General features: G+C 66.2%; 23 protein-coding genes. 7 read left to right on the top strand and 16 right to left on the bottom strand.

Annotation, left to right across the window (positions count from 1 at the left end; translation table 11 throughout):
- Positions 1 to 50: 50 nt before the first annotated feature.
- From F9K07_RS11730 to F9K07_RS11700, 7 genes are all read left to right on the top strand, one after another.
- A complete protein-coding gene (locus F9K07_RS11730; protein WP_159593211.1) occupies positions 51 to 1,034 on the top strand; it encodes a Bug family tripartite tricarboxylate transporter substrate binding protein in 984 nt (327 codons plus the stop codon).
- Positions 1,035 to 1,078: 44 nt separating this feature from the next.
- Complete coding sequence (locus F9K07_RS11725; protein ID WP_159593208.1) at positions 1,079 to 2,071, top strand: Bug family tripartite tricarboxylate transporter substrate binding protein; 993 nt, start codon at positions 1,079 to 1,081, stop codon at positions 2,069 to 2,071.
- Positions 2,072 to 2,078: 7 nt separating this feature from the next.
- Positions 2,079 to 2,417: a hypothetical protein gene (locus F9K07_RS11720; protein WP_159593205.1), complete on the top strand. Its 339-nt coding sequence runs from the start codon at positions 2,079 to 2,081 to the stop codon at positions 2,415 to 2,417.
- Positions 2,417 to 2,857 (top strand): RidA family protein, encoded by a 441-nt coding sequence (locus F9K07_RS11715; protein WP_159593202.1) that lies wholly within the window; start codon positions 2,417 to 2,419, stop codon positions 2,855 to 2,857. The genes F9K07_RS11720 and F9K07_RS11715 overlap by 1 nt, the downstream gene beginning before the upstream one ends.
- 6 nt (positions 2,858 to 2,863) lie before the next feature.
- The gene (locus F9K07_RS11710; protein ID WP_159593199.1) at positions 2,864 to 3,643 is read left to right on the top strand and encodes an SDR family oxidoreductase; all 780 of its coding nucleotides are present in this window, start codon (positions 2,864 to 2,866) and stop codon (positions 3,641 to 3,643) included.
- 62 nt (positions 3,644 to 3,705) lie between these two features.
- Positions 3,706 to 4,692 carry a Bug family tripartite tricarboxylate transporter substrate binding protein gene (locus tag F9K07_RS11705; protein ID WP_159593196.1) on the top strand — a complete coding sequence of 329 codons (987 nt, stop codon included), beginning with the start codon at positions 3,706 to 3,708 and terminating at the stop codon, positions 4,690 to 4,692.
- Positions 4,693 to 4,705: 13 nt separating this feature from the next.
- Positions 4,706 to 5,074, top strand: a complete 369-nt coding sequence (locus F9K07_RS11700; protein WP_159593193.1) for a RidA family protein — start codon at positions 4,706 to 4,708, stop codon at positions 5,072 to 5,074.
- Positions 5,075 to 5,090: 16 nt separating this feature from the next.
- On the opposite strand, the gene F9K07_RS11695 is transcribed toward F9K07_RS11700, so the two are convergent.
- From F9K07_RS11695 to F9K07_RS11620, 16 genes are all read right to left on the bottom strand, one after another.
- Complete coding sequence (locus F9K07_RS11695; protein WP_159593190.1) at positions 5,091 to 6,080, bottom strand: Bug family tripartite tricarboxylate transporter substrate binding protein; 990 nt, start codon at positions 6,078 to 6,080, stop codon at positions 5,091 to 5,093.
- 13 nt (positions 6,081 to 6,093) lie between these two features.
- Positions 6,094 to 6,924 carry an SDR family NAD(P)-dependent oxidoreductase gene (locus F9K07_RS11690; RefSeq protein WP_159593187.1) on the bottom strand — a complete coding sequence of 277 codons (831 nt, stop codon included), beginning with the start codon at positions 6,922 to 6,924 and terminating at the stop codon, positions 6,094 to 6,096.
- Positions 6,921 to 8,195 (bottom strand): Rieske 2Fe-2S domain-containing protein, encoded by a 1,275-nt coding sequence (locus F9K07_RS11685; protein WP_159593184.1) that lies wholly within the window; start codon positions 8,193 to 8,195, stop codon positions 6,921 to 6,923. The genes F9K07_RS11690 and F9K07_RS11685 overlap by 4 nt, the downstream gene beginning before the upstream one ends.
- Positions 8,196 to 8,217: 22 nt before the next feature.
- The gene (locus F9K07_RS11680) at positions 8,218 to 9,060 is read right to left on the bottom strand and encodes a TIM barrel protein (RefSeq protein WP_159593181.1); all 843 of its coding nucleotides are present in this window, start codon (positions 9,058 to 9,060) and stop codon (positions 8,218 to 8,220) included.
- Positions 9,061 to 9,063: 3 nt separating this feature from the next.
- A complete protein-coding gene (locus tag F9K07_RS11675) occupies positions 9,064 to 10,062 on the bottom strand; it encodes a Bug family tripartite tricarboxylate transporter substrate binding protein (RefSeq protein ID WP_159593178.1) in 999 nt (332 codons plus the stop codon).
- A 68-nt stretch (positions 10,063 to 10,130) separates the two neighbouring features.
- Positions 10,131 to 11,357, bottom strand: a complete 1,227-nt coding sequence (locus F9K07_RS11670; protein ID WP_236581909.1) for a Rieske 2Fe-2S domain-containing protein — start codon at positions 11,355 to 11,357, stop codon at positions 10,131 to 10,133.
- A 65-nt stretch (positions 11,358 to 11,422) separates the two neighbouring features.
- Positions 11,423 to 12,697 (bottom strand): Rieske 2Fe-2S domain-containing protein, encoded by a 1,275-nt coding sequence (locus tag F9K07_RS11665; protein WP_159593172.1) that lies wholly within the window; start codon positions 12,695 to 12,697, stop codon positions 11,423 to 11,425.
- A complete protein-coding gene (locus tag F9K07_RS11660; protein ID WP_159593169.1) occupies positions 12,670 to 14,838 on the bottom strand; it encodes an acetate--CoA ligase family protein in 2,169 nt (722 codons plus the stop codon). The genes F9K07_RS11665 and F9K07_RS11660 overlap by 28 nt, the downstream gene beginning before the upstream one ends.
- A complete protein-coding gene (locus tag F9K07_RS11655; protein ID WP_159593166.1) occupies positions 14,822 to 15,169 on the bottom strand; it encodes a Zn-ribbon domain-containing OB-fold protein in 348 nt (115 codons plus the stop codon). Before F9K07_RS11655 ends, F9K07_RS11660 begins: the two co-directional genes overlap by 17 nt.
- Positions 15,166 to 16,335: a thiolase family protein gene (locus tag F9K07_RS11650; RefSeq protein ID WP_236581906.1), complete on the bottom strand. Its 1,170-nt coding sequence runs from the start codon at positions 16,333 to 16,335 to the stop codon at positions 15,166 to 15,168. The genes F9K07_RS11655 and F9K07_RS11650 overlap by 4 nt, the downstream gene beginning before the upstream one ends.
- Positions 16,332 to 16,796 carry a hemerythrin domain-containing protein gene (locus F9K07_RS11645; RefSeq protein WP_159593163.1) on the bottom strand — a complete coding sequence of 155 codons (465 nt, stop codon included), beginning with the start codon at positions 16,794 to 16,796 and terminating at the stop codon, positions 16,332 to 16,334. The genes F9K07_RS11650 and F9K07_RS11645 overlap by 4 nt, the downstream gene beginning before the upstream one ends.
- Positions 16,797 to 16,799: 3 nt before the next feature.
- On the bottom strand, positions 16,800 to 17,744 hold the full coding sequence (locus F9K07_RS11640) for a PDR/VanB family oxidoreductase (RefSeq protein ID WP_159593160.1): 945 nt from the start codon (positions 17,742 to 17,744) through the stop codon (positions 16,800 to 16,802).
- On the bottom strand, positions 17,741 to 18,634 hold the full coding sequence (locus tag F9K07_RS11635; RefSeq protein ID WP_159593157.1) for an alpha/beta hydrolase: 894 nt from the start codon (positions 18,632 to 18,634) through the stop codon (positions 17,741 to 17,743). The genes F9K07_RS11640 and F9K07_RS11635 overlap by 4 nt, the downstream gene beginning before the upstream one ends.
- Positions 18,631 to 19,944: a Rieske 2Fe-2S domain-containing protein gene (locus F9K07_RS11630; protein ID WP_159593154.1), complete on the bottom strand. Its 1,314-nt coding sequence runs from the start codon at positions 19,942 to 19,944 to the stop codon at positions 18,631 to 18,633. Before F9K07_RS11630 ends, F9K07_RS11635 begins: the two co-directional genes overlap by 4 nt.
- Positions 19,941 to 20,759, bottom strand: a complete 819-nt coding sequence (locus F9K07_RS11625) for an SDR family NAD(P)-dependent oxidoreductase (protein ID WP_159593151.1) — start codon at positions 20,757 to 20,759, stop codon at positions 19,941 to 19,943. The genes F9K07_RS11630 and F9K07_RS11625 overlap by 4 nt, the downstream gene beginning before the upstream one ends.
- Complete coding sequence (locus tag F9K07_RS11620) at positions 20,756 to 21,130, bottom strand: AtuA-related protein (protein ID WP_159593148.1); 375 nt, start codon at positions 21,128 to 21,130, stop codon at positions 20,756 to 20,758. Before F9K07_RS11620 ends, F9K07_RS11625 begins: the two co-directional genes overlap by 4 nt.
- Position 21,131 lies beyond the last annotated feature (1 nt).

The following is a 21,131-nucleotide window of genomic DNA, read 5'->3' as shown; positions in this document are numbered from 1 at the left end:
CATTCGGTGCGACATCTTTTCTTTTTTTCTCATCTCATTTTGTTCAAGCCATGACCAGCCGTCGCACCCTCCTCGCCCTCGCCTCGATGTTCGCCCTCATGGGCACCGCTCACGCGCAGAACGCCGCTGAAAAGCAGCTCTCGTCCGACCGGTTCACCGTGGTCACGCCCTTTCCGGCCGGCGGCGCGCTCGACTCGCTCTCGCGCATGCTGGCCGACGGCCTGGCCAAACGCTACAACCAGGTGGCCGTGGTCGACAACGTGCCCGGTGGCGCGGGCACCATCGGCATGGGCAAGGTCAAGCGGTCCAAGGCCGATGGCCACACGCTGCTTGTCATCCCTGCGGGCAACCTCACCATCAACCCCACGCTGATGCCCAAGTTTCCCTTCGACGTGCAGAAGGACTTCGTCGCCGTGACCATGCTGGCGACCACGCCCAACGTGCTGATGGCCAACCCCAAGTCGGGCTTCAAGACCGTGGCCGACGTGATCAAGACGGCCAAGCAGAAGCCGGGCGAACTCTTCTTCGCTTCCAGTGGCATGGGCAGTGGCCTGCACATCGCCGGCGAGCTGTTCAAGGACCAGGCCGGCATCGACATCCAGCACGTGGCCTACAAGGGATCGACCCCGGCCATCAACGATTTGCTGGCCGGCACGGTGCCGCTGATGGTGGGCAACCTGCCCACCATGCTGCCGCACATCGAAAGCGGCCGGCTGGTGGCGCTGGGCCTGACCGACAGCAAACGCTCGCCGCACGCCCCGAACATTCCCACCATGGCCGAGCAAGGTGTGCCTGGCGTGGTGGTGCCCTCGTGGTACGGCCTGATGGCGCCGGCCGGCACGCCCAGCGATGTGGTGGCACAGCTGGCCAAGGACGTGGACGCCATCCTGGCCCAGCCGCAGTTCCGCGAGTTCTTCAAGTCGCAAGGCATGACCGAGTGGGACCTGAAGACCTCGGCCTTCGACGCCTACATCCGCGAGGAAACCGCGCGCTGGGCCAAGGTGATCAAGGCCCGCAACATCACGATGGAATGACCCTGGCCATCCTCACCCACTTTTGAATCCTTGAGAGTTTTCACATGACGCACCACCGCCGCACCCTGATCGCCTTCACTTCGCTGTTCGCCCTGCTGGGCACCACTGTGGCCCACGCGCAGACCACCGCCGAGAAGCAGCTGGCCTCGGACAAGTTCACGCTGATCGCCCCCTTCCCGCCAGGTGGCCCCATCGACACGCTCGCGCGCGTGCTGGCCGATGGCCTGGGCAAGCGCTACAGCCAACTCGCCGTGGTGGACAACGCACCGGGTGCCGCTGGCAACATCGGCATGGAGCGCGTCAAGCGCGCCAAGGCCGATGGCCACACGCTGCTGGTGATCCCGGCCGGCAACCTCACCATCAACCCCACGCTGATGCCCAAGTTCCCCTTCGACATCCAGAAGGACTTCGTGCCCGTGGCCATGCTGGCGAAGACGCCCAACGTGATCGTCACCAGCCCCAAGACCGGCATCAAGACCGTGGCCGATCTGATCGCGCAGGCCAAGGCCAAGCCCAACACCCTGTCGTACGCCTCGCCCGGCGTGGGCAGCGGCCTGCACCTGGCCGGCGAGCTCTTCAAGTCGCAGGCGAACGTGGACATCCTGCACATTGCCTACAAGGGCACGCCGCCCGCCATCAACGACGTGCTCGGTGGCGTGGTGCCGCTGACCTTCAGCAACCTGCCCACCGTGCTGCCGCACATCCGCAGCGGCAAGCTCGTGGCACTGGCCCTGACGGACAGCGCACGCACGCCCACCGCGCCCGAGATCCCGACCCTGGCCGAATCGGGCGTGCCCGGCGTCGTGGTGCCCTCGTGGTACGGCCTGCTCGCGCCTGCCGGCACGCCGGCCGACGTGGCGGCGCAACTGGCCAAGGATGCGGCCGAGATCCTGGCCCAGCCCGCCGTGCAGGAACAGCTCAAGGGCCAGGGCCTGACCTCGTGGGACATCAAGACCACCGCCTTCGACAAGCACATCCGCGACGAGACCGCGCGTTGGGCGAAGGTCATCAAGGACCGCAACATCACCGTGGAGTGATACCGCCATGGGCCAACCTGCCGCGACCGATAACCCCAACGTCTTGCTCACCCTGGTGCTCAAGCACCACCCGGGGCTCACGCTGGACGACGTGCAGGCCAAGCTCAAGGCCAGCGGGTGGTGGGACCGTTTCCCGGTGGAAGGCACGCGCGTCGTCTCGTGGACCGTGGCCATGGGCCTGGGCCAGATCGTCACGCTGGAGGTGCCTGCGCACCTCCTGGGCCGCGTGAACCTCGAACTGGAGCGCTCCGCCTGGGGCGTGTTCCAGACCGAGGTCTATCCCACCTACGACTTCGTGCCGGTGCGCGAGCGCATCATCGAACGCGTGCGCGCGGGAGGCCAGTGATGGCGATCGCCGAAAAACTCCAGTGCCCGCAGGTGCCGGACCTGCCCACCGCCAGTTGGACCAACGGCTACCGCATCGGCCAGGAAGTGGTGATGTCGGGCATGACCGGCCACCCCGCCACGCGCCAGGCCGCCGAACGCGGTGAAGCGCTCGGCGCGTACGACCAGGCCATGGTGGTGCTGAAGAAGCTCGAAGCACTGGTCAGCGCGGCCGGCGGGCACAAGCACAACATCACGAAGACCGTGGTCTACCTGACCGACATCGCCGACAAGGACGAAGTGGGCCGCGCCAGGCGCGACTTCTTCGGCGCGCACACGCCCTGCTCCACGCTGGTGGCCGTGAAGGCTCTGGTGTTTCCAGAACTGCACGTGGAGATCGACGCCTGGGCGCGCCTGGACACCGATCTGCGCGAAACCATCCCCCTCTCAAACGAAAGCTGAACCACCATGGATCTGGGCATTGCTGGCAAGAAAGCACTGGTGTGCGGCGCGAGTTCGGGGCTGGGCTATGCCTGCGCCGAAGCGCTGGTGAAAGACGGTGTGCACGTGGTGATCGCCGCGCGCACCGAAGGGCCGCTGCGCGAAGCGGCCGAACGCCTGGCCGCGCACGGCGCGGGCCGGGTCGACTGGATCGCCGCCGACGTGACCGCCGATGAAGGCCGCGCGCGCATCTTCGCCGCGCACCCCGCGTTCGACATCCTCATCACCAACGCCGGCGGCCCCGCGCCCGGCGACTTCCGCCAATGGGACCGCGAGACCTGGCACAAGGCCATCGACGCCAACATGCTCGCGCCGATCGAACTCATCAAGGCCACGGTGGACGGCATGATGGCGCGCGGCTTCGGCCGCATCATCAACCTCACCTCCAGCGCGGTGAAATCGCCCGTGGACGGCCTGGGCCTGTCCACCGGCGCGCGCAGCGGCCTCACCGGCTTCGTCGCCAGCCTGGCGCGCAGCACGGTGGCGCGCGGCGTGACCATCAACAACCTCCTGCCCGGCGCCTTCGACACCGCGCGACTGGCCAGCAACTTCGCCGCGCAGGCGCAGCGCGAAGGCAAGACACCCGAAGAAGTGCGCAGCGCCCGCTTTGCCAAGCACCCCGCGCACCGCCCGGGCCAACCGAGCGAGCTCGGCCACACCTGCGCCTACCTGTGCAGCGTGCACGCCGGCTACATCAACGGCCAGAACATCCTCATCGACGGCGGCTCGTTCAACGGCGTGTTCTAGCACCGCGTGCCTCCTGATCGTTTTCCTGTCAGACCACAACCACCACCACCGGAGACAAAAACATGATCGATCGACGCAAGCTGATGCTCGCCACCATGACTGCCGCAGCCGCGCTCGCCCTGCCCGGCGGCGCTGCCCTGGCCCAGGCCTACCCCAGCAAGACCATCACCCTGGTCGTGTCGTTCCCGCCCGGTGGCGACACCGACGCGCTGGCGCGCAGCTTTGCCGAGAAGCTGCAGGCCCGCGTCGGCCAGCCGGTGGTGGTGGAGAACAAGACCGGCGCCAGCGGCACCATCGGCAATTCCTACGTGGCCAAGGCCGCGCCCGATGGCTATACCCTGCTCTTCACACCCAACACCTTCGCCACCGCACCGCTGGTGCTCAAGCCCGGCACGGGCGCGGTCTACAACCCGCTCACCGACTTCACGCCGATCCTGCTGGCCGGCACGCAATCGCTCTTTCTCATCACCCACGCAGGCTCGGGCCTGAACACGGTGAAGGACGTGGTGGCCGCCGCCAAGAGCGGCAAGGTCGCCAACTACGCCAGCCCCGGCAGCGGTTCGCCCATGCACATCCTGGGCGAGATGGTCAACCGGTCGGCCGGCACCAAGCTGGCGCAAGTGCCCTACCGTGGCAGCGGCCCGGCCATCGTCGATCTCGTGGCCGGCCACATCCCCATGATGTACACCACGCTCGGTCCGGTGGCGCAATACATCAGCCAGGGCAAGCTGGTGAACGTGGCCGTGGCGGACCCGCAGCGCTCGTCGCTGGCGCCCAACGTGCCCACGCTGGCCGAGGCCGGCGTGAAGGACGCGGAAGTGGGTGCCTGGCAAGGCTTCTTCGGCCCCAAGGGCATGCCCGCCGACGTGGTTCGCACGCTCAACGGCCACCTGAACGACATCCTCAAGATGCCCGACGTGCAGGCGCGCATGCAGACCATGGCGCTGATTCCCGTCGGCGGTGAGCCGGCGGCCCTGGCCAAGATCAACCAGTACCACAACGAACGCTACGGCAAGGTGATCCGGGAAACCGGGATCATGGCCGACTGATCGTCGGACCTCCATGAGAGAAGTGATCGACGTCGGCCTGCCCGACTTCCAGCAACCTTTTTCGTGGATGGTCCGTGCCGGCGGTGTGCTCTACACCGCGCACGGGCCGGTGCGCGAAGATGGCAGCGTGGACACCACCGGCACCATCGAAGAGCAGGCGCGCCTGACGTTCGCCAACCTGCGGCGCGCGGTGGAGCGTGCCGGCAGGACGATGGACGACGTGGCACAGGTTCTGATCTACATGACCGACGTGGCCGACATGCCGGCCATCGACGCGGTCTACCGCGAGTTCTTCCGGGCGCCTTGGCCGAACCGGTCGAGCGCGGGGGTGGCCCTGGTGGTACCGGGCATGAAGATCGAGATCGTGGCCTACGTGGCGTAGCGGGCCCACCTGCCGATCACTGCGTCAGCTTCAGGTTGGCCTGCCGGATGACGCGTGTCCACATCTCGAGCCCATTGCGCATGATGGCGGCGAACTCCTCCGGGGTCTGACCACCCGGGTCTTGCCCCAGGGAGCGCAGCTTCGCCACCATCTCCGGATCGTTCATCACCGCCATGAGCTCGCGCTGCAGCAGCTGCACCACCTCCTTCGGCACTCCCTTGGGCACGACAAAGCCGTTCCAGGTCTCCACCGCGAGCCCCGGATGGCCTTGCTCGGCAATGCTCAACACCTGCGGATAGTTGGGATTGCGCTGCGGCGTCATGATCGCGATGGGCTTGATCTTGCCCGCCTGAATGAACGCACCCGAGCCCGAGATGTTGTCCATGATCACCTGCACTTCACCGGTGCTCACGGCGATCGTCGCCGGACCGCTGCCCTTGTACGCGACGGGAACGATGTCAATGCCCATCTCCAGCTTGATGCGTTCCATCAGCACGTGCGCGGTGGTGGCCAGCCCGGGCGTCACGCCCACAGACAGCTTGCCGGGATTCGCCTTGGCGTAGGACACAAACTCACGGAAGTTCGAAAACGGCATTGCGTTGTTGGCCGACATGACCAGCGGAATCTTGCCCGCGGTGGTGAGCAGTTCGAAGTCCGTGCGGATGTCAAAACGCACCGCCTTGGGATCGATGGCCGTGGACAGGATCACGGAGGAGCTGGGCATCGCGATGGTGTAGCCATCGGGCCGTGCGCGGGCCACGAGTTCGACCCCCAGCAAGCCACCCGCACCGGGTTTGTTGTCCACCAGGACCGCCTGACCCAGCCGATCCTGAAGTTTCTGCGCCACGATGCGGGCGACCACGTCGGCCGGGCCACCCGCCGGCGTCGGCACCACGATGGTGACCGGTCGCTGAGGCCAGGGCGCCTGGGCCCATGCGCCCGCCAGGCCGAAGGTCATGCACGGGGCGGCGAGAAGCAAGGCGCGGCGGTGAAGTTGGGTTTTCATATTGATGGTCTCCTTATGGCCATTTGAGGTTCGAAGGGGTGAACGTGGGAATGAGAGGCGGACGAGACGACGCCACGCTGGCGCCGCCGTCCACCGCCAGGGTCTGGCCGGTCATGTGAACGGCCATGTCGCTGCAGAGAAACGCGATGACCGAGGCAATCTCATGGGGGTCGGCAACGCGGCGCAGCGGCAGCGCATCGCTGACACGGCGCCAGTCCGGGCCCAGCGTGGCAACCAGGCGCGGCGTCTTGGTCGCCCCTGGCGCGACGGTGTTCACGCGCACCCCCGACGCCCCGAATTCCGCGGCCGCGCCACGCACCAGATGGTGAACGCCGGCCTTGAAGGCGCCGTACAGGGCCTGGCCTTCCACAGCCGTCAACCCCGACAGCGAGCCGACCACGACCATCGCACCTTCACCACGGGCAGCGAGCATGCGCCCGCCCAATTGCAGGGCCAGAAAGACGTGGCGAAAGACCAGCGCATGCTGTTGCTCATACGTGTCGTCGCCGGTGTCCAGCAAGCGTTGGATGGCGGCCATGCCCACGATGTCGACCACCCCGTAGGGCCGAGACAACCGTTCGGCGGCATGCGCGAACACGCGCTCGAGTTCGCCTCGCTGCGTCACATCGGCCGCCACCGCCACGCCGCCGACTTGCCCGGCCACGCGCTGGGCATGCTCGATGTCCCGGTCCACACAAAGCACCTCGCCCCCCAATTGCCCCAGCGCCAACGCCACCTGCCGGCCAATACCCTGGCCTGCGCCGAGCACGACGAAGCCGCGCCCGTCCAGGCGCAGCAGACCTGCGTAGTCGGGCGCCGCCGTGTCGTCGAAGGGCGCGCTCACGCGACGGCCGCCGACGTCAGAGGAAGCAGGGATTTCCACTCGGTCCCCTGCGCCACCGTCTGATCGCACGCGAGAACCTGCCGGAAATCGGCGTTCACGCCGATCGGGGTCCCGCCGTTGCGCACCCGGTCCGCCGAGTCGAGCAGCTGCTTGCGCGCCTTGACCAGCGCCATGTCGGCCGCCACCAGATGCTCCTTCGCGCGGTTGACGATCGGGCCCTGCGACATGGCGATCGCCAGGTCTTCCGCCACGATGCCGCGAATGCCACTCCAGTCGTCCTTCATGCGCTGGCGGTCCTGGCCGAAACGGTTCGCCCAGGTGCCGACGTAGTGGTTATTGGCCGGGTTGAAGAGTTTGGGATCGTGCCTCCCCCCCATCTCGTCGAGCTTGTGTCCATCGACCTGCTTGCCGTCGAGGCGGTAGGTGATGCCGATCGTGGCGGTGCGCGTGTCGGTCATGGGCACCTCGAACACCACGAACTGCACCATCGGTGACGGAATGACACGCGTGGACGGCATGGCAATCGGCACGATGCGCACGTTGCGCTGCGGCGTGTCCCCACGCAGCTTGCGAAGGGAGGCGTAGCGAAAGCCGAATTCGGTCGTTTCGAACTCCATGGCCGGTGCCAGGTCGTCCGAGGCCAGCGCGGCGGGGTTTGTCTCGTCAACAGTGGCGACGAATTTCTCTTCCATCCAGCCTGGACGCGCATCGTTGGTGTGCAAGATGCCGACGTGCGTCGTGTCCGCACCGCCTTCGAGCTGTTGCATGTAGTTGACCTCGGCCTCGACGCGCGTGACGCGCAGGTTCTCCACGGGCAGGTCCATGAAGTGCCAATCCGGAAACGCGGGTTGGTGCTCGGGTGGTCCCATGTAGGCCCAGATCAGACCACCCGCTTCGCGCACGGGGTAGGCCACGGCACGCAACCGGTCGCGCACGCGCGGGTCGAGGTGGTTGGGCGTCTCCAGCAAGCGGCCGGAGAAATCGAACTTCCAGCCGTGGTAGATGCAGCGCACGCCGCCCTCCTCCAACCGGCCCAGTGCCAGCGAAGCACCGCGGTGCAGGCAGCCTTCCTCCAGCAGACCGAGCTGGCCTGAGGCATCGCGAAACGCCACCAGTTCCTCGCCCAGCAGCGTGATACGCACCGGATCGCAACCGGGGTGCGGCAACTCCGAGGACATCAGGAACGGGTTCCAGAAACGCCGGAACACATCCCCCATGGGCGTGCCGGGTGAGACGTGGCACAGTTTTTCGTTTTCTTCTTTCGACAGCATGGCTGAACTCCTTCACATAGATTCAAAAAAGCGGATCGACTGCGGCCTGCGGCCGCAGCCCAACCCCGTACTCATGGAGCAGGCGTGTCCACGCCAGCGAGGCCTGGAGATCGCCTTCCGGCACGTACTCACCCGAGATCCAACCGTTCCACCCGTGCGCAGCCAGCGCCTGCAGCGTGGCTTGCAGTTCAGGGTCCGCGGGATCGGGCTGGCGGCGGTGTGGCACGTCCGACACCTGAAGCAAACCAATGGCGCCAGGGTGCTTTCGGGCGAGTTTGCTGGTCGATTCCCCCGATAGACCGGCATGGAACATGTCGGCCATGATCCGAAGGTTCGGGGCATTGACCGCCTGCAAGACGCCCAGCGCTTGCGCCTGGGTTTGCAGAAAGAACGCGGGCTGGCGCGCTGCGCAGATCGGTTCGATGATCACGTTCACACCCGCCAGGCTCGCTTGCTCGCAGGCCAGGTGCAGGCGATCGAGGTAGGCCGAAGCCGCTTCGACGCGCGCAGCCTCAGACACCAGCCCCGCCACAGGGTGGACCATGGAACAGCCCAACACCTCGGCAGCGTCCAGCACATCGCTCAAGGACGCCTGGAACGCCTCGCCTCGATCGGGCAAGGCGGCGATCCCCAGCTCGCCTTGTTCCGTGCGCCCGCGTGCAAACGACAAACACACAAAGTGCATGCCTCGCTCGTCCAGCAAACGCCGCATCGCCACAGGGTCTGCGGGTATCGCTCCTTCCACGCCGGTAAAGCCACTGGCGCGCGCAGCGTCCAGCCGCTGCGGCAGCGTTGGGGCATCGAACATCGCCGTCACGCCCGGCACGATGCCCAGGTTGAACGAAAGCAGCGCTTGTGCTTGCACGCCTCAGCCCACCTTGATGCGACCTTGTGCGACCACCCGCTCGAAACGAGCCAGGTGGTCCTTCATCATCGCGGCGAAGCGTTCGGGACCTTGGCCCACCGGCAGGAAGCCGAACTCCAGCATGCGGCGCGACACGTCGGGCAACTTCACCAGGCGCTCGATCTCGGCAGCCCAACGCTGCACCACAGCGGGTGGCGTGCCCACCGGGGCAAACAGACCCGCCCACCCGGGCATGTCGACTGCGGGATAGCCCAGTTCCGTGAGCGTGGGCACCTTGGGGTACGTGGGGAAGCGACCCGACCCGGCCGTGGCCAGCACCTTGATCTTGTCGGGGTACTGGGACATGGTGCCCAAAGCACCCAGCACGATGTCCACCTGACCGGCCACGGTGTCGAGGACGGCAGGCGCATCGCCCCGATACGGTATGTGAACGATCGACGTGCCCGTTTCGGCCTTGAGCAGTTCACCCACGAAGTTGGGCGAGCTGGCGGGGCCGGCGGTGGCATAGGACAACTTGCCCGGGCTGGACTTGGCCAGGGCGATCAGGTCTTTCAGCGAATCGACGCCCAGGCCGCTGCGCACACCGATGGCGATCGGGATGTCGCAGATCCAGCTGACGGGCACGAGGTCGCTCAGCTTGTAGCCGGGGCGTTCTGTCACGACAAGTTGCGACAGCAGCGCACTCATGTTGACCATCATCGTGTGCCCATCGGCCGGCGACTTGATCAACGCCTGGGTGGCGATGGAACCGTTGCCACCCGTGCGGTTTTCCACCACCACCGGCTGCCCCCAGCTCTCCTGCATCTTGAGCGAGAACAGCCGCGCCATGGCGTCGTTCCCCCCACCCGGTGGCGTGTGCAGGATCAGTTTGATGGGGCCGGAAGGAAAGGCTTGCTGGGCCATGGCCTGCGGTGCCAGCAAGCCGGCAACGGCCGCCATCGAGGCGCCCACAAAGGTGCGCCGGTCGATGGACGTGGGGTGATCTTCGTGACGATGCTTCATCGGGTCTCCTTTGCTACGCGCTCATCGCGCGGGGTTCGTCCGAACGATGGACGCGGGTTGGAAATGGGTCATGAAGGACGACGGGCGTGGTGTCCCGGTGCCAGCGACTGCCAGACGGCATCGGCGGCCACGGTGTCATCGCAGGCGATGACACCCGATAGATCCGCCCCGACACCGATGGGATCGCGCCCGGCCTGCAATCCACGTGCCGATTCCAGTAGCTGCCGACGGGCCCGCACGATGGCTGCATCGGCGGCCACCAAGTGCTCTTCGCTGCGGTCGAGGATGGGTCCGGGCGACAGCGCCATGGCCAGGTCTTCCATCACCACGCCGCGAATGCCCGACCAGTCCCGGGTCATCGCCTCGCGCTTCTGGCCGAAGCCGTTGTCCCAGTTGCCCAGGTAGGTCCAGGTGGTCGGATCGACCAGTTCGCGGTTGTCGCGTCCGCGCAGTTCGTCGTAGCGGTCTTCGACCAGCGGCTGGCCGTCCGTGCGGAAGCCGACGCTGAAGGTGCGTGTGTTCTCGTCGTCGATCGGAATCTCGAACACGACAAACTGCATCGCTGGCGACGGGATGATGCGCGTGCTCGGCATGGCGATGGGCACGATGCGGATGTTCTTGCGCGGATCGCCTTCGTCGATGATCTTGCGCACGGCTGCGTAGTGGAAGCCGAACTGGGTGTCTTCGAGCAGCAGGTCGGGCGCGAGATCGTTGGTCGCGAGCGCGGCCGGGTTGTCTTCGTCGCTGTTGGCCTCGAAGTCGCCGTCCATCCAGCCCGGACGCGCAAAGTTGGTGTGAAGGATGCCCACGTGCGAGCTGTCGGCGCCACCTTCGAGCACCTGCATGTAGCTGGCGGCGGCGTCCAGGCGCACCACCTTCAGGTTCTCGGTGGGCAACTGCATGAAGCGCCAGTTGGGGAAGGAAGGTTCGTTCTCCGGCGGGCCCATATAGGCCCATACCATGCCGGCTTCCACGCGGGTCTTGTAGGCGCGGGTGCGCAGGCGATCGCGGATGCGCGTGTCGGCCGCATTGGGCGTCTCCAGCACCTTGCCATCCACGTCGAACTTCCAACCGTGGTACAGGCAGCGGATGCCGCCCTGCTCGACGCGCCCGAGCGCCAGCGACACGCGCCGGTGCAGGCAGCCTTCGTCGATCAACCCGATACGCCCTGACGTGTCACGGAAGGCGATCAGGTTTTCGCCCAGCACACGAAGCCGTACAGGTGCCCCGTCAGGACCCGGCAGCTCTTCCTCCAGCAACACCGGGTTCCAGAAACGCCGGAACACTTGGCCCATGGGCGTTCCGGGACCGACCCGGCACAGCAACTCATTGTCTTCTCTGCTCAACATAAACCACTCCTTCAACGACTCACAATGCCGTGATCGGGCACCAGCGAACGCCAGTCCGCTCCTGCCTCGATCTCCGCCGAAATTCCGCGTACATGGCCGATCTGCAGGTCGGCGCCTGGTATCTCCCTGCCGTCGCGCGCGGCCTTCGCGCAATCGAGCAAGGCACGGTAGAGACGGGCGATGCCGACATCGGCCGCGCACAACATCTCGTAGCTGCGGTCCCGGATGCCGCCTGCCGAGACGCAACAGGCAGCGTCCTCCTGGTTGAAGCTGGCAAAGCCACTGAAATGGCCCTGGCGCATCAGCTCCCGGTCCTGCAGGAAGCGGTTCTCGCGTTTCATCGTCCGCGGGCCGTCGCAGGTTTCCCAGGTCATGCCGTACTGCTCAAGGGTCGGCGTGTCCAGCCCCGTGAACGTCTTCTGTTTGGAGCGCAACGGCTCGAGACCCACCTTCTGCACCTCGTCCCACAGCACGTGGAAGAAGTAGCAGCGCTCGTCGTTCATCGGCACGGCCGCCAGCCAGAGGTTTCCGTTCGGGTTTGCGACAGAAAACGGCGCAACGAATGACGCCACGCGCGCCATGACCTTGTCGCCCGACGGCCGCATCGCCACGTAGTGAAAGCCAAAGTCCGTCGCATCAGCCTCCAGCTTCGGCGCCGCATCGAACTGCATGTGGTTGGTCTTCTTGGCGAAGTCCAGGTCTTCGCCGTTCGTGCGAGCGAGGGCGGTGGAATGGAGGATCGTCAGATGCGAGGAATCCACAAACCCCTCGATCACCTGCACGTAGTTGGAATCGACGATCGAAGTCGTGGTGATGCGGTGCTCTTCCGACACCTCCATGAAAGGCCACGCAGGAAATGGCGGCTCCTTGTCCTTGGGGCCCAGATAGGCCCACAGCAGCCCACCGGCTTCGCGAACGGGGTAGGCGCGGCCCTTGATGCGTTGCTTGAATTTCGCGTCGGTGACGTTGGGCACATCCAGCACCGAGCCGTCCACGGCAAACTTCCAGCCGTGGTAAATGCAGCGCAGGCCATCTTCCTCGGCGCGCGCCAGCAGCATCGAGGCACCGCGATGGGCGCAGCCATCGGCAAACAGCCCCGGGCGCCCGGCCGCGTCTCGCCACAGCACAAATTGCTCGCCCAGCAATTCGAGCGCACGGGGATCGCCACCAGGCTCCGGCAGATCGGTCAGCGTGGCCACCGGCATCCAGAAGCGCCGCATGGCCTGGCCCATCGGCGTGCCCGGGCCGCTGCGGCACATCAATTCGTTGTCGTCGTGGGACAGCATGTCGTCTCCTTTTGGTCGTGGGTAGGGATGGGGACAGCATCCGCGCGGTACACCACCGCGTCGACAGCCACGCAGCCAGCACCCTGGGCGCAAACGATCACGGGGTTGATGTCGAGCTGGCGAATGCCACTGTGAGGATTGGCGATCAGGCGACCCACGGCGACTGCGGCCTCGCAGAACGCCTGTAGATCGATGGGCGGTTCGCCGCGCACGCCATCGACCAGGGGGGCCATGCGCAGCGAACGCACGGCGCGCTCGACCTGGGCCAGGGTGGCGGTGGCGGGCAACAGACTGATGTCAGGCATGGCCTCGACGTACTTGCCGCCGTCACCCACCAGCAGTTGCGGGCCGAACACGGGGTCGATGCGCGCGCCGATCATCATTTCCCGCTGGCCCTTCATCTGCTCGGCGACCAGCACACCGGACAAACCAATTCCCGCCGCGCCAGCCGCAGCCACCATGCGGGCATAGGCCTCGCGCACGGCCTGGGCACTTTGCAAGCCCAACTCGACCAGACCCAGCTCGGACTTGTGCGAAGCCTCGGCGGTACATCCCTTGACGACCACCCGCACGGCACCGAGGTCTGCGAAAGCGGCAGCGGCCTCAGCTTCGCTGTGGCACAAGCGGTGGGCAACCACGGGCACACCGGCATCCCCCAACGACCGCAGGCTCTGGGCTTCGTCCAGCAGCACCAGCGGCCCGGCTGATTCGGATGGACGCACAAACGTCGGTGCATGCGACCGCGCCGCCGCCATCAACTCCATGTGCGAGAGGTAGTTCGACAAGGCGTCGATGGCCTCGCCCTCGGTGGTGAACGTCACCAGGCCCTGCTGGCGGAACGGCCCGGCCACCAGCTCCTGAGGCGCTGCCACCACCAGAGGCTTTTTGGTATCGGACGCGAACGCGGCGGAATCGCGCGCAAACGCGTCCACGTCGTAGCCCGTTCCGGCCACGGGAACCCCCACCAGGAACGCGTCGGCCGCCGGGTCGCGCGCAATCACAGGCAGGATGTCGCCAAACAGCTGGCTGTTGGTGAGCAGCGCAGCGGTGATGTCCACGGGGTTGCCCACACTCGCAAAGCCCGGGAGGATCGACCGAAGTTCCTTTTGCGTGTGGGCACTCAACGGCTCCAGGGGCATGTGTGCTCGTGTTGCGGCATCGGCCGTCAACACGCACACCGCGCCGGAGTTGCTGATCGCCACCAGGCGCCGGCCACGCGGGCGCCAGCCCTGCAGGTACAGCGGCGCAGACGCCACCAAGTCCGCCACAGACTGTGCACGAAAGATGCCGTGCTCCTGCAAGAAGGCATCGACAGAACGGTCTTCGCTGGCCAAGGCGCCTGTGTGCGACTGGGCGGCGGCCTGGCCGGCCGGGGTGCGACCGGACTTGAGCACCACGATCGGCAGATCGCGCTCGCGCGCCACGCGCGCGGCTTCGGCGAGATGCCACGGGTCGGGAATCTGCTCGAGGTAAAGCATGAGCAGTTTGAGTTCGGGATCTTCGGCCACCACGGTGGCCAGTTCGCACACGGTCACGTCGCAGTCGTTGCCGGTGGCGTGCGAATGCCGCACACCGAGGCCGCGCGCACGCAAGAGTCCGTAAGGCACGACCGACATCGCGCCGCTCTGGCTGATGATGCCGATGGGGCCGTCGGCAGGCGCCACCTCGGTGAACATGGTCGAAAAGCTGGCCACCGCACCGGTGCCAAAGTTCGCCAGGCCCTGCGAGTTGGGGCCGACCAGGCGCATGCCGGCGGCCTTGGCCATGGCGCGCATCGCAGCCTCCTGGCGTTTGCCTGCTTCGTGCACCTCACCAAAGCCGGAGCTCATGATGATGCACAGCGACACACCCGCGTCGGCACATTGCTGCACCGCGTCCACCGCAGCGTCACCGGGCACAGCCACGATGGCCAGATCGGGCGCCGTGTCCAGCGACGCCAGGCTGGGAAACGCACGCATGCCCTGCACGTCCGAGCGCATGGGGTTGATCGGGAACACCTTCCCCTGGTAGCCGTAGCGAGACAGGTAGGCGATGGGACGCCCACCGATCTTGTTGGGGTTGTCCGACGCGCCAATCACGGCGATCGAGGCGGGATTCAGCGCACGTCTGAGCGCAGCTCGGGGGTCAAGAGACACGAACATCCTTTCGAAAATACGGAAGCAAACGGCCGGCGATGTCGCGCATCTCGCACACGACGCGGTCGTCGATGGCGAGGTCGGCCTCGGTGTGGCCCATCACGCGAAAGCCTTCGTCCATGTCGACCAGCGCCAGGCGAAAAGGCACCAGGGCACGGAATGCCTCTGCCGGGGCGCGGTGAACCAGCGTGGACGTGTACAGAACGCCCGACCCCTGAGAAGCCTGGCGTTGCACATCGTGGCTGCCGCACCCGGGGCAGAAGTCACGGGTGAAGTACCAGCGCCGGTCGCATTGACCACAACGCTGGAACTCAAGCGGAGGTGTCGACGCGGTCATGCGCTCTCCAGAACTACGCTGACGTGGGACGACAGAACGCCCCCGTCGGCATGCAACAGCGCCAGCCCGGCGCGGCGGGTCTGCCGATCCTGCGCACGACCCGTCAGCTGCAAGTGGGCTTCCACCACGTGTGCCATCGCACCCGCCACGCCGCAGTGCCCATACGAGAGCAAGCCGCCGTGCAGGTTCAGGGGCAGCACGCCGTCGCGACCAAAGTGGCCTTCGCGTGCCAAAGGCCCGGCACGTCCGCGCGGCGCGAGACCGATTTCTTCGAGCAGCATGCCCAGCGTGATGGTGAAACTGTCGTAGATCGCCGCGTGCTCGACGTCGGCCAACGAGCGACCGGCCCCATCCAGGGCACGCGCCACACAACCGGCTGCGCCAAACGCGGTGATGTCCTCCATGGCGCTGACGTGCTGCGCGTTGTGGTGTTGAGCCGCACAGGTGATGCGCACCGCATGGGCGCTGCAGGGCTCGTGCGTCACAACGAAGGCACTGCCGCCGTCGGCCGTGGCGCAGCAATCGAGCAGCTTCAGCGGCGAGGCCACAGGCTTGGACGCGAGCACGTCGTCTTCCGTGATGGGGGTGCGAAACTGCGCGCCGGGATGCCGGGTGGCATGCTGGCGCATCAGCACCGCCAGGGCCGCAAAGTCGCGCTCGCCCACCCCATGGTCTTTCATGTAGCGCGCCGCCACCAGACCGTAGTAGGCTGGAATGCTTGCGCCCAGCGGCACTTCGAAGACCGGGTGGCCCACCTGGGCGAGCGTTTGCACGACCGAATCGCGGCTTTGTCCGGTGGCCCGGTTTTCGCCGGCCACCACCAGGATGCGCCGGGCGGCCCCGATGCGCACCAACTGCGCGGCCTGCATCAGCAGCCCCAAGCCGGTGGCGCCGCCCATCTGGAGCGATGTCGCGTATGAAGGGCGCACGCCAAAGTGCTCCGCAAACAGCGTCGCCAGCATGATGTGCGGCAGGGTTGTCGTGTAGCCACACAGCACGCCGTCCACATCGCCTCGCTGCAGGCCCGCATCGGCCAAGGCCGCTTCGGCTGCCTGCGACATCAGGTCCAGGCTGGATTGGCCCTCATGCCGACCGTAACGGGTCACGGCCGATCCCGCCAGATAGGCCAGAGGCTGTCGGTTGGGCTTGGTGAGAAATGTGTTCACGCGCTCAACCTCTCGGCAGACGGACGCGACAACTTCACCGGAGCGCCGCCGAAACGGTGCTTGGAGCGGTGCACAGCCACCGCCGCGTCCATTTCATTCACGTGTTCTGGCAACCAGCGCAACAGCTCGTCCACGAGCATCCGCACCAGCCGGCTCTTCGTGTCGTCCGTCGACTCGGCGTTGCTCAGGATCTCATCGACCTCGTCCAGCGACTTCAACACGGCAGCGTGTTCGTCGATGTGGCAGGAGGCGTTGCCGTCCTTCATCTGGCGCAAATCCTGATCTTCCGATGCGAAATGCGCCGCCGCCTGCGCACGCAGGGCTTGCAGAGCCGGTTGCACGTTGTCGTGCGATGCATCGCGCAACACCAGGATGGCCTGGTGCAAATCGGCGTGCTCGGCGTCCAGCGAGCTCAACCCCAGACGCAGATGCGTCGGCAAGGAATGCAGATCGGTCGCCATGGGTCAAAGGTCCAGGGTGATGCAGTCCGTCCTGGACCCTGAGCAGCAGATCAGCATGCGGTCATTGGCCTCGCGCTCGCTCTTGGACAACACCGAGTCGCGGTGATCCGGAATTCCCGCCAGGACGCGTGCTTCGCATGAACCGCAGATGCCGTCCATGCACGAAAACTCCACCTGCACGCCGATATCGAGTACCGCGTCCAGAATCGACTTGCCCGGCTCGACCACCACGCTGCGCTTCGAACGTGCCAGCTCCACACGGAAGCCGCCTTCCACCGAGGCACTCTCTTTGGCGCTGAAGTATTCGACGTGCACACGCTCGGACGGCAGATGCGCAGTCGCGGCCTCGTACGCAGCCAGCATGGGTTTCGGGCCACAGCAGTAGAAGTGCGCATTCGGCGCCGCCGATGCCACCACCTTCGCAAGGTCCAGAAGGGCCCCACCGGACTCGGCATCCACGTGGAGATGCACGTGGCTACCCGCGTTCGCGAACTCTTGCGCATAGGCCATCGAATTGCGCTCGCGGCCGCAGTAGTAAAGCGTCCAGGGCTTGCCCAGCGCCGACAGCCGATCGGCCATCGAACGCAGCGGCGTAATGCCGATGCCGCCAGCGATCAGCACGGTGTGCTCTGCCTGTTCGTTCAACACGAAGTTGTTGCGAGGCGTGCCGATTCTCAGTTTTTGACCGACCCGGATGTCTTCGTGCATGTGACTCGAACCACCCCGGCTGGCGGGGTCCTTGTGCACGCCGATCACATAGCGGTGCGTCTCGTTCTGGGCATTCGCCAGCGAATAGCTCCGAACGAGACCGTTTGGCAGGAACACGTCGATGTGTCCACCGGCCGTGAACGCCGGCAGCGCGGAACGGTCGAGCGATTGCAACTCGAAGGAGTAGACGCCTCCGGCCTCCAACCGAATGGCGTGCACCCGCACGTCAAAGGTACTCAAGACCCATCTCCCGACAAAACCGAATGAATAAAACCGAGCACGGCATCGCCGACATCGGTCTGAGGCGATCCCAGACTCAACACCGTGGACACGTGGTTGTGGTCCTGAAAGCACACGAACGACGGGGGACGTCCGTTGAGCTGAGAGATCCGCTGAGCCAGCTCGAACGAACGCGCGGCCATGTCACCCGGATCGAACGCCGCCATGCTCAGCCAGAGTGGCGTGGCACATTTCTTGGCCTGCACCACCGAAGAACGGCGCTCGTGCGAGTTCGGATCGGCACCGAAGTACGCCTGGGCGTTGGGCGACATGGGTGCCGATGGGTGGTAGTACCCGCTCATGAGCAGCACGCCGGCCACGGAACCGAGATCGCATCCCCGGGTGGCGTCGTCGAACATCCAGGTGGCGACATGGCTGGCGCCGGCGGACTGGCCCCACACGAACACCGGCAAACCGGTATCGGAGCCAAGCCCCTTTGCGTGCACCCAGGCCAGCGCATCGCGCACGTCGTGCGCAGCCGACGGCCAGCCGAACGCCGGCGCGAGGCGGTAGTTGATCAACACCGCGGCGAAACCCGCGTTGGCCAGAAAGCGTCCGACGTTGGCATAGAAGACGCCGTCGTCCCGCTTGTCCCCACCGATGAATCCGCCACCATGGACAAAGACCACCACCGCGCGCGGCCTTTGGGCCGGCATGTACACATCGAGGCGGTGCCGCTCGTGCGGGCCGTAGGGAACGTCGAGCTGTTCGCTGACCTGCTCCGTCGCGATGTGTTCCCGGTAGATGGCACGCGTGGCGAGCAGCACGTCGGGATTGAAAACCGGGCCCAGCGCGCGTACGCGCTGCTGCATCTCGCGAACCACGGTCGATGGGGATGCGCTTGGCGTCATGCACCCTCCACATCGGCTTGTGTGCGGCGGACGAGCTCGCGCCAGTCGCCGTCGGCTCGGATGCGTGTCGCGATCGGGACCACATCGCCCGCGACCTGCCCATCGGCATACGCGGGTGGCCGCTCGCCGGCCTGCACACGGCGTGCCGCCGCCAGCAGCAGCCGGCGCATGCGCACGATAGCGACGTCGGCGGGCACCAGCATCTCGTCGCGATCGGAGATGGGCCCCATGGACGAGGTCATCGCCGTGTCCTCGGCATAGAACACCGGCAAGCCCGAAAACGACTTGCCTTGGCGCATGGCCACGCGGTCCTGCAGCCAGTTGTTCTCGCGGCAGGCCGTGCCCGGCCGTCCATGGGCCTCCCGGCTGAAGCCCCACCACTGCGCGACATCGGGCCGTGTCCCACCGGCATGGTCGATGGCACTTCGGTGCGGCTCTTCGCCCAGCGGACGGCTCTCGTCCCACTGGATGTTGTAGAAGTGGGTGTGCTCGTCGTCCACAGGCACCACCATCAACGCCACTCTCCCGGTATCGAAGGGCACGTAGACGGTGAACGGCGCCACGAACGCGGTCACACGCGTCTCCAGTACCGGCTCGCCCTCGTGAACACCGCCCCGCAAGGCCGCGTAGTACATACCGAAGTCCGTCTCCTCCACTTCAATGCGCGGTGCACGCGACGTCGTCATGCTTTGGAAACTCTCGGTTTTCCCGAAGTGCGCGAACTGGTTGGACCCATCGGGTTTCGGCAGCGCGTCCTGGTGCAGGACGCCGAGGTGCGACGAATCCAGCAAACCTTCGAGCACCTGCACGAAGTTGGAGTGGCTCGCCATCACGCGGTTGTAGCGGTGGCTCTCAGGTATCGCCATCCACGGGTGCTCGGGAAACACCGGGCACTGTTCGGGCTCACCGAGGTAGGTCCAGATCACGCCACCCGCTTCGCGCACGGGGTAGGCCGTGGCCTTGTACCGGGAGCGCACCGCTTCGTCATCGCAATTGGGCATCTCCAGAATCTGGCCACGCACGTCAAAACGCCAGCCGTGGTAGATGCATTGGATGCCGCCCTGCTCCACCCGCCCGAGCACCAGCGAAGCGCGCCGGTGAGGGCACAACTCGTCCAGGATGCCCACCTTCCCTTCGCTGTCCCGAAACGCCACCAGGTCCTGGTTCAGCAAACGGACACGCACCGGATCGCTGTCGGGCGATGGCAGGTCGGACGACAGGCCCGCCGGAAGCCAATAGCGGCGCAGCAATTCGCCCATCGGGGTTCCCTTGCCAACCCTGCAAAGCGCTTCGTTGTCTTCGTGGTTCATGGAACGTTTCCTTGAGGTTCTTTGCGCACCCCCGAGCGCATGGTGGTGGCCGTGATGCCGCCGTCGACCACCAGCGCTTGCGCCGTGACATGCCGGGCCAACGGGCTCATCAGGAACAGCACGACACTGGCGATGTCGGCCGGCTCGGCAGACCTGCGCAGCGGGATGACCGCGTGCACGTCGTCCCATCCGTCGCCGATCAACGCCTCTACGCGGGGCGTGCGGGTCGTCCCCGGGGCCACGGTGTTCACCCGCACGCCGCGCGGGCCGTACTCCACGGCCGCACAACGTGCCAGGTGGTGCAGTGCCGCCTTGTTGGCGCCGTAGAGCGACTGGTTGGCGTGCGTCGTCACCGCCGAGGTCGATCCGATGAACACGATCGATCCGCCGCCCGATGCGGCGATGGCCGGCGCACCCAGTTGCAAGGCCAGCCAGGCATGGCGAAACACCATGTCGTGCTGCGCCTGATAGGCCTCGTCCGAGGTGGCTTCGATGGGCGCGATGTGTGCGCGGCCGACGATGTCGACAATGCCGTGCACCGCGCCCCAGTGGCGTTCGGCGTGTGCAAAGACCTGCGCCATGCCTTCGCGCTGCGTGACATCGGCGGCACACGCCAGGCCACCGCATTCCAGCGCCACGGCATCGGCCAACGCCGGGTCGTGGTCCACGCACAGCACCCGCGCACCACACTGCGCCAGCGCGTGGCTGACCTGGCGCCCGATGCCCTGCCCGGCGCCCAGCACGACCATGTTGCGGCCATCCAGCCGAAGCATGCCTGCATAGTCGGGAACCTGCCCCGGATCGGCGGCGCTCATGGCGTGCCCTCCAGGGGCCTGAGCAGGTGCGTGCCGTGCAGCAAGCCGACCAGCGCCTGTGGGACCTCGATTTCAAAACCCAGGATGGCGGCCGACAGCGCTTTGCCGTAGTTGTCCAGACACAAGCTGCGCGAGACACCACCGCCCAACGCACCTTCGCACACGAAGTTCAGGGCATCGATGTTCTCCGCTTCGTACCGGGTCACGTCACCCTGGATGGCCCCCCGATAGAACGCCTTGAACCGCTGTGCCGTCAGTTGCGTTTTGAGCAGGGGGTAGAACGCCGATTCGTAGGCAAACACCGAGATATTCGAGGTGTTGCCCTTGTCGCCCGATCGCGCGTGCGCCACATGTTGCAGAAGGACTTTCATC

The sequence above is a fragment of the Hydrogenophaga sp. BPS33 genome (assembly GCF_009859475.1).
Classification (GTDB): domain Bacteria; phylum Pseudomonadota; class Gammaproteobacteria; order Burkholderiales; family Burkholderiaceae_C; genus Hydrogenophaga.
The sequence above is the reverse complement of the archived record's forward strand: the minus strand, read 5'-3'. Positions and strand labels throughout refer to the sequence as shown.

Coding starts and splice junctions, on each gene's coding strand:
- F9K07_RS11730 (WP_159593211.1), top strand. CDS start 51: ATGACCAGCCGTCGCACCCTCCTCGCCCTCGCCTCGATGTTCGCCCTC.
- F9K07_RS11725 (WP_159593208.1), top strand. CDS start 1,079: ATGACGCACCACCGCCGCACCCTGATCGCCTTCACTTCGCTGTTCGCC.
- F9K07_RS11720 (WP_159593205.1), top strand. CDS start 2,079: ATGGGCCAACCTGCCGCGACCGATAACCCCAACGTCTTGCTCACCCTG.
- F9K07_RS11715 (WP_159593202.1), top strand. CDS start 2,417: ATGGCGATCGCCGAAAAACTCCAGTGCCCGCAGGTGCCGGACCTGCCC.
- F9K07_RS11710 (WP_159593199.1), top strand. CDS start 2,864: ATGGATCTGGGCATTGCTGGCAAGAAAGCACTGGTGTGCGGCGCGAGT.
- F9K07_RS11705 (WP_159593196.1), top strand. CDS start 3,706: ATGATCGATCGACGCAAGCTGATGCTCGCCACCATGACTGCCGCAGCC.
- F9K07_RS11700 (WP_159593193.1), top strand. CDS start 4,706: ATGAGAGAAGTGATCGACGTCGGCCTGCCCGACTTCCAGCAACCTTTT.
- F9K07_RS11695 (WP_159593190.1), bottom strand. CDS start 6,080: ATGAAAACCCAACTTCACCGCCGCGCCTTGCTTCTCGCCGCCCCGTGC.
- F9K07_RS11685 (WP_159593184.1), bottom strand. CDS start 8,195: ATGCTGTCGAAAGAAGAAAACGAAAAACTGTGCCACGTCTCACCCGGC.
- F9K07_RS11675 (WP_159593178.1), bottom strand. CDS start 10,062: ATGAAGCATCGTCACGAAGATCACCCCACGTCCATCGACCGGCGCACC.
- F9K07_RS11670 (WP_236581909.1), bottom strand. CDS start 11,357: ATGGGCCAAGTGTTCCGGCGTTTCTGGAACCCGGTGTTGCTGGAGGAA.
- F9K07_RS11665 (WP_159593172.1), bottom strand. CDS start 12,697: ATGCTGTCCCACGACGACAACGAATTGATGTGCCGCAGCGGCCCGGGC.
- F9K07_RS11660 (WP_159593169.1), bottom strand. CDS start 14,838: ATGTTCGTGTCTCTTGACCCCCGAGCTGCGCTCAGACGTGCGCTGAAT.
- F9K07_RS11655 (WP_159593166.1), bottom strand. CDS start 15,169: ATGACCGCGTCGACACCTCCGCTTGAGTTCCAGCGTTGTGGTCAATGC.
- F9K07_RS11645 (WP_159593163.1), bottom strand. CDS start 16,796: ATGGCGACCGATCTGCATTCCTTGCCGACGCATCTGCGTCTGGGGTTG.
- F9K07_RS11635 (WP_159593157.1), bottom strand. CDS start 18,634: ATGACGCCAAGCGCATCCCCATCGACCGTGGTTCGCGAGATGCAGCAG.
- F9K07_RS11630 (WP_159593154.1), bottom strand. CDS start 19,944: ATGAACCACGAAGACAACGAAGCGCTTTGCAGGGTTGGCAAGGGAACC.
- F9K07_RS11625 (WP_159593151.1), bottom strand. CDS start 20,759: ATGAGCGCCGCCGATCCGGGGCAGGTTCCCGACTATGCAGGCATGCTT.
- F9K07_RS11620 (WP_159593148.1), bottom strand. CDS start 21,130: ATGAAAGTCCTTCTGCAACATGTGGCGCACGCGCGATCGGGCGACAAG.